This is a genomic window from Natronospira sp. (assembly GCF_007134575.1).
Classification (GTDB): domain Bacteria; phylum Pseudomonadota; class Gammaproteobacteria; order Natronospirales; family Natronospiraceae; genus Natronospira; species Natronospira elongata.
On the sequence record NZ_SLKM01000178.1, the window covers coordinates 1 to 6,201 of the forward strand.

7 protein-coding genes are annotated in these 6,201 nt (G+C 63.2%); 2 read left to right on the plus strand and 5 right to left on the minus strand.

The window, feature by feature from the left end:
• The first annotated feature begins 273 nt into the window (after positions 1 to 273).
• The gene (locus tag ACJWXQ_RS06930; protein ID WP_346052128.1) at positions 274 to 1,020 is read left to right on the plus strand and encodes an ElyC/SanA/YdcF family protein; all 747 of its coding nucleotides are present in this window, start codon (positions 274 to 276) and stop codon (positions 1,018 to 1,020) included.
• Positions 1,021 to 1,035: 15 nt separating this feature from the next.
• Here ACJWXQ_RS06930 and ACJWXQ_RS06935 read toward each other — a convergent pair whose 3' ends face one another.
• Together ACJWXQ_RS06935 and ACJWXQ_RS06940 are read right to left on the minus strand one after the other, a co-directional pair.
• Positions 1,036 to 1,956: an ATP-grasp fold amidoligase family protein gene (locus tag ACJWXQ_RS06935; RefSeq protein WP_346052130.1), complete on the minus strand. Its 921-nt coding sequence runs from the start codon at positions 1,954 to 1,956 to the stop codon at positions 1,036 to 1,038.
• 94 nt (positions 1,957 to 2,050) lie between these two features.
• The gene (locus tag ACJWXQ_RS06940) at positions 2,051 to 2,890 is read right to left on the minus strand and encodes an ATP-grasp fold amidoligase family protein (RefSeq protein ID WP_346052132.1); all 840 of its coding nucleotides are present in this window, start codon (positions 2,888 to 2,890) and stop codon (positions 2,051 to 2,053) included.
• 263 nt (positions 2,891 to 3,153) lie between these two features.
• Here ACJWXQ_RS06940 and ACJWXQ_RS06945 point away from each other — a divergent pair, with 263 nt between their 5' ends.
• Positions 3,154 to 3,597 (plus strand): MarR family transcriptional regulator, encoded by a 444-nt coding sequence (locus ACJWXQ_RS06945; RefSeq protein ID WP_346052134.1) that lies wholly within the window; start codon positions 3,154 to 3,156, stop codon positions 3,595 to 3,597.
• A 236-nt stretch (positions 3,598 to 3,833) separates the two neighbouring features.
• On the opposite strand, the gene traF is transcribed toward ACJWXQ_RS06945, so the two are convergent.
• The 3 genes from traF to ACJWXQ_RS06960 form a co-directional block, all read right to left on the minus strand.
• Entirely contained in the window at positions 3,834 to 5,096 is a 1,263-nt protein-coding gene (gene traF / locus ACJWXQ_RS06950; RefSeq protein WP_406672450.1) for a conjugal transfer protein TraF, read from the minus strand.
• Positions 5,097 to 5,277: 181 nt separating this feature from the next.
• Complete coding sequence (locus tag ACJWXQ_RS06955; RefSeq protein ID WP_346052138.1) at positions 5,278 to 5,550, minus strand: oxidative damage protection protein; 273 nt, start codon at positions 5,548 to 5,550, stop codon at positions 5,278 to 5,280.
• 154 nt (positions 5,551 to 5,704) lie between these two features.
• Positions 5,705 to 6,201 (minus strand): NUDIX domain-containing protein (locus tag ACJWXQ_RS06960; protein WP_406672451.1); only part of this gene is annotated, 497 nt, incomplete at its 5' end.

Sequence of the window (6,201 nt, forward strand, 5' to 3'; positions counted from 1 at the left end):
GAAGGGGGAGTCGGAGGGGGATTGAAAGACCATGGCACTGCCCACTTCCTGATCCCCCTCTGTCTCCCCCTTCCGAGCAAAGCTCGCAAGGGGGAGGACCTGGTAATTGGCTTGGGGGGTCGATTCAGCCGCTGCGGCTTCGTCGAAGGGCCCTCCCCTAACCTCTCACTCCTCACCCCTAACCCAAAAACAAAACCTTGGCCGGGCGCGGCGATCTGTCTCTTCATGGGTTAAAATTCGCCTGCAGTCACCAACACGGAACCCCTATCTGGAATGGCTAACGGTCTCTCCTTTCTGCTCTCCCCTCTCGCCATTGTGCTGGTCCTGCTGCTCGTGGGCGGCGGGCTGGTCGTGACGGGCTGGCGGAGCTGGGGTTTGGTGTTGGGGGCCTGTGGGGTTTTGATTCTGGGGCTGGCTTCCAATGAGCCCTTTGCGCGGGCCCTGCTGCTGCCGCTGGAGCGTCAGTACGAGCCGCTGGAGAGTCCGGAGGCGCTGGCCGATGTGGGTTGGGTGGTGGTGCTGGGTTCCTATGCCTCGGATGCCTCGGAGCGGCCTGCCACCACGCGTCTTTCCGGGGTTGCGGCGCTGCGTCTGATGGAGGGGATGCGGGTGCATCAGGCCATTGAGGACAGCCGTTTGCTGCTCTCGGGCGGGACTGCCTTTGCGGGTGCGCCCAGCGCCACGGTGATGAGCCGGGCCGCGCTTTCCCTGGGGGTGGATCCGGCGCGGATGGAGACCCAGCCGGGGCCCGGCAATACCCGCGAGGAGGCTCGGGCACTGGCCGAGAGGCTGGGAGGTGAGTCCTTTGTGCTGGTGACCTCGGCCTCGCATATGCCCCGGGCCATGGCTCTCGCCCGCAAGCAGGGCCTGGAGCCGATACCGGCACCCACGGTCTGGCGGACCCGGGGGGGCAGGCCGACGCGACTGCTACTGCCGACCGCCAATGCCCTGGCCATGACCGAGCGGGCCATCCACGAATATCTCGGCCTGGGCTGGGCCTGGCTGCGCGGCGAAATCTGAACCGCCGCCGGCTGACTAGCGGGCCAGTTCCGGTTGCCTGCCGAGGCCGAGTCGGACCCCCGGCCCGGGAAGACGCCAGTGGCGCCCGAGCTCGAAATCAAATTGGCTGGGATCGAAACAACGCCGCCCGGAGCCTGGGTAAGCGGTGAGCTCGCCAAGGTAGATCCGCCCCCCGACCAGATAGAGATCCACCCGCATGAAATCAAAGGGCTGGGCCAGACGCTCGGCCAGGGCCAGCATCTCCGGATAGCGCTCGGGGCACGGCAGGGGGTCGCTGCCGCGCCCGTCGCCGTCGACTTCCAGAAAGCGCCAGTCGCGGTCGAATTCCGAGCGGCAATGATTGCCGAAGCGGTCCTGATGGACCTGAATCAGGCGCGTGCGCCCGCCGAAGACCAGGAATTTGTAGTCCGGCGGGGGCTGACCGTTCTCGCCTTCCAGCCAGGCCTCGACCATGACCCTTGGCTTGAGCTGAGAGTAGGCCCATTCATGGTGGCGAATGCGGTGGGCGGGCTCGGCCAGCCAGTGGGCGACGCGCTCGCGGACCTCGCCGATGTCACGGTCCAGGCCCTCGGGAAACAGCATCACGCGGCCGGAGGAATGGGTCGGCTTGATCACGCAGGGACGGGCAAGGTCGGCCTCCGTCATGGCCTCGGGCTTGTTGTAGAGGCCGTAGAGGGGAACCAGGTGCTCCTCGGCGCGCTCGCGTCCCAACTGCTCAATGGCGTAGCCTCTCAGCAACCACTTGTCGGTCACGCGGGCGAGCTGGGGATTGCGATCAAACAGCTTGCGCCAGACGATTTTCTCGTTGTAACTGCGCGGTCGGCGCAGGCGGGGCCAGTAACCCACGTCGCGCTTGAAGCGTCTTCGTTCCAGCGGATAGGCCAATAAACGGTCCAGAGCGGCTTCCAGCCGGTAGCCAAGCGATTTAAGCAGCATTCCCCTCTCCCTCGAATCCTTTCTTCTGAATCTTCCCCCCGGCAGCGGGTTGAGTTTGCACCTGTTGGACCAATTTTTCAAAGGCCGGATGGTTCTAAGCGGGGATGCGCCATTTGCTGCCAAGCTGGAAATCGAAGTCGGTGGGAGAGAAATGGCCGCGGCCAGAGGCCGGATAGCAGGTGAGTTCACCGAAGTAGATGTGGCCGTCGATGTTGTAAAGATCCACGCGCATGAAATCGAAACCGGCGGCGGCGCGCTCGGCCAGATCGCGCATCGTGTCGAACCCCGACGGACGGGGCAGATCCGGGCCGCGGGGAAATTCGTACTCCAGGTCGAGATGCCGCCAGTCCCGGTCGAAGACGGACCGGCGGTGACCCTGGAAGCGGTCCAGGTCCACATGCACCATCTCCAACCGGCCGTGAAAGACGAAGAACTTGTAATCAGGGGGCGCCTGGCCACTGCCGTCATCCAGCAGTTCTTCCACCATGATGCGGGGCTGGAGACAGGTGTAGACCCACTCGTGGCGGCGAATGCCGTAATCGTATTCCCTCAACCACTGATTGCATTGGGCTTGAACAGCCTTGCTGCCGGGCTCATGGTCGTCACCCCGCAGGAACATCACCCGGCCCGACGAGTGGCTGGGCTTGATGACGCAGGGGCGAGTGAGCTGATCCAGTTGCAGTTCCTCCGCCCGCTCGCATACCTGCTGGAGGGGTACGAGGTGGGGCTCGGCCTGGTCGCGACCGAGAACCTCGCAGAGGTAGTCGCGGACCTCAACCTTGTCGGCAACACGGACGAAATCCGGATTGCGGTCAAAGAGTTTGCGCCAGACAATCTTCTCGTTGAAGCTTCGGGGCTGGCGGAGGTTTGGCGGGTAGCCATGCCGGCGACGGAAGCGGCGGCGCTCACGCGGAAAACCCAATGCACGGTCCAACCCCGCTATCCAGTGCTGACCCCTTTGGCTGAAAGACATACCTGCCCCTGCTTGTGTCGGTAGAATTATCTTTCTCTGGTCCGATTCTCCCGATCTTTCCTTGCAGGTAGAATGGCTCGAGAATCAGAGAGTATCGACGCTTTGCAGTCCGGGGAAAAGGGTAATCCACTGGCTCCGTGAACCAAGCCTCCTGCAGGGACAGTGAGGCCGGGCCTGCTACAGTCTGTGTTCGATGTCGAGAAACTGGCCGCTGGACGATAACAATGACGCCCGAAGAAGCTGCCCGAGAACCCTTCATGACCCTGATCCGGGAGTTGGTCCGGACCTATCAGGCCTTTGAGTCCTATGCCATTCCCGATATCCGCCGCCACGGCTTCAATCCGGCGGAGTTCGATGTGCTCATGACGCTGGGCAATACTCCCGGGATGACCCTGACTGAGCTGGGCGAGAGTACCTTGCTGTTCAAGACCACGTTGACCAGTGTGGTGGATCGCCTCCAGCGCAAGGGCCTGGTGCAGCGGGTTCCCTGCGAGGAGGATCGGCGACGGACCTATGCCCGGCTGACCGAGAAGGGTGAGGCGACCTTTCGGGAGGTGTTTCCGGCGCATATTGTGCATCTGAAGGAGCGGATGGGGCAGATTCCAGTGCGCGAGCGGAACAGGCTGGTGAAGGCGCTTCGGGAAGTTCGGTCTTATCTTGATGGCTAGAGTCTGATCCCCCTCCGTCTCCCCCTTCCCGCCGCCGGCGGCGGCAAGGAGGAGGGCCCTTCGATGTGAGGCAGTCGCCTGAATCCATCCCCAATCCACTTACAAGGTCCTCCCCCTTGCGAGCTCCGCTCGGAAGGGGGAGACAGAGGGGGATCAAGCTCCCGATCGGGAATGAATTCGCTCCGGCGACGGATTGGCAGGGCCTTGTTTTGCTCGAAGCTCGCCGCTCGCTGCTCTCAAAACCTGACGCCGAACTGCATGGCGGCGCCGAAGGAGTCGCCGGCGTCGCCGCTGAGGGCGAGGTCGAAATGGCTGCGGCGGCTGGACAGGCCGATCCCCAGGGAGATGTTGCCCTCTTCCAGCACCCGCTCATAACGATACCCGCCCCGCAAGCTGAGCCAGCGCAGGGGACGATGCTCAACCCCCATGGCAAGGTATTGCTTGGCCGGGTCAAAGCCAATGGCCACGGTCTCATTGAGGTCCATGTCCACGGCCACCGTCCAGCGCGGATTCTGCCAGGCCAGGCCGCCGCGAAAGGTGGGCCTCAGGGGCACCTGATTGCCCAGCACGGTGCGGTAGTCGCGGGGAATCAGATTGCGCACCATCATGCCGGCGGTCCAGCCGTCGTCGAGCTCGTGAATCACGCCCAGGTCCACGTTGACATCGGCGTGAATGAGGCGCTGGTCATCAAGCTCGAAGTTCTCGGTGCGCGCCCTTTCCACATCCGTTTCCCAATCCAATGTATCAATCTGCAGGGACTTCAGGTTGACCCCCAGGTAGGTCCGGGGTTGCTGGGGAATTCGAGCCCCCACGCTGAGCCCGACTTCTCTGACCATGGCCCCGCGCAGGGCAAAATCGGAAGTCAGATCGTCCCCCACATCTGGCAGCTCGAGGTCGGGCGGTATGACTTCCTCGTCGATGATATCCATGAGCACTTCGATGAAGTCGATGACCTGTCTTACCTGGGAAATATCTTCCTGGCTGATGCGCAGTTCCATGCCGACAACGGCGTTCTGACGAATGCTGGCGCCGAAGCCGAAGCGTTCACCAGGGGCCCCCAGATTGAAGCCGGCGCTGGCGGCCAGGCGCAGGGGTTTGTCGGACAGACTCTGGTAGTCATCCAGGAGCTCATCGGCGGTGCGGAATACGGCACGCAGGTCCTGGCGGGTGACGCTTTGATCACTGATTCGAGCTTCCAGTTGATCCAGGGATTGTTTCAGACGGGACTGGTTGTCGTTTTCCTGGAAGCGGTCCAGGGAGTCGAGAAAGCCGTCCCGGTCAATCAGGCGAATGCCACCAAAGGCCCGGCTGAATGCGCGATCATCCCGCCGCCCTTCGATCTGGGGGTTGCCCGCCAGGCGCGCCGGGTTGAAGGCGGGGGCATTGTAGGGCCGGGTTGCGGCCACCCCGGCGCCACCCAGTGACATGGAGCGCGGGTCGAGGCTGGTGAAGGCATTGGCCAGGGCCTGGGTGGAGCTTAGGGCCAGGATTGTGGCCAAGAGGATGCCGAGGCGGATTGGGGGGTGGCGTTTTGGCATCGGGCCATTATTAGGAGAATGGGGAGCAAGGAGCAAGGAGCGGGTGGTATCCCGCCGTAGGAGCGAATTCATTCGCGATTGAGACTCCGACAGAGCCTGATCGCGGATAAATCCGCTCCTACGGTGGGGAGGTGTAGGGACGTTATTCCGGGGGCACGTAGCCTTCCGGTTTAGTGACCTTGTCATTGCTGAAGAAGAACTTTTCCATTTGCTCTTCCAGGAACTTGCGGGCCGAGGGCTCGATGGGGGAAAGGCGGTATTCGTTGATCAGCATGGTCTGGTGGTTGAGCCATTGCTGCCAGGCGGCCTTGGAGACGTTTTCATAGATGCGCTTGCCCAGGTCCCCGGGGTATGGCGGACGGTCGAGGCCTTCGGCTTCGGTTCCGAGGAGGACGCAGTTTACTTTTCGGGTCATGGGGGTTTCCGGGGTTGGGGTTTGTGGTTGGGGGAGATTTTATCAGTTTGGGATGGGGGTCTACGAGAGACGCCACCGTCCGTAGGAGCGAATTCATTCGCGATTGGGGCCGATACAACCGCTGAATCGCGAATGAATTCGCTCTTACGGATTGTTAATGCCGCCGTCGCAACCGGTCCAGGAGTTTCGACACGGGAGCGGCGAGGCCGACTTCGGGGGGATGGTCCAGGGGGAACCATTCGCTGTTGGTGTCGGCCACGATCTCTGGCCGGGACGGGAGGTCGAGGCGGATGGGCTGGATTTCCAGTTCGAAGTGGCTGAAGCCGTGGCGAAGGCTGGCCCAGGTTTCGGTTGCCTCGGGCTCCAGGCCGAAGCGGGTGCGGCTCCAGGCGGCGGGGCTGTCTTCCACTTCGGGAAAGGCCCAGAGACCGCCCCAGATGCCGGCCGGTGGTCGGCGCTGGAGCAGGACCCGGCCCTCGGCAACGGGCATGAGCATGCGGGTCTTGCGCAGGGGGCGGGCCTTTTTGGGTTTCTTGCCGGGCCAGCGCTCGGGCTCGCCGCTGGCGTGGCCTCCACAGCCATCGGCCAGGGGGCAGTGCTCACAGTCGGGACGGCTTCGGGTACAGACGGTGGCACCCAGGTCCATCATCC

What these genes read in the sequence shown, in the direction of transcription:
- ACJWXQ_RS06930 (WP_346052128.1), top strand. Translation starts at nt 274, where the DNA reads ATGGCTAACGGTCTCTCCTTTCTGCTCTCCCCTCTCGCCATTGTGCTG.
- ACJWXQ_RS06935 (WP_346052130.1), bottom strand. Translation starts at nt 1,956, where the DNA reads ATGCTGCTTAAATCGCTTGGCTACCGGCTGGAAGCCGCTCTGGACCGT.
- ACJWXQ_RS06945 (WP_346052134.1), top strand. Translation starts at nt 3,154, where the DNA reads ATGACGCCCGAAGAAGCTGCCCGAGAACCCTTCATGACCCTGATCCGG.
- ACJWXQ_RS06955 (WP_346052138.1), bottom strand. Translation starts at nt 5,550, where the DNA reads ATGACCCGAAAAGTAAACTGCGTCCTCCTCGGAACCGAAGCCGAAGGC.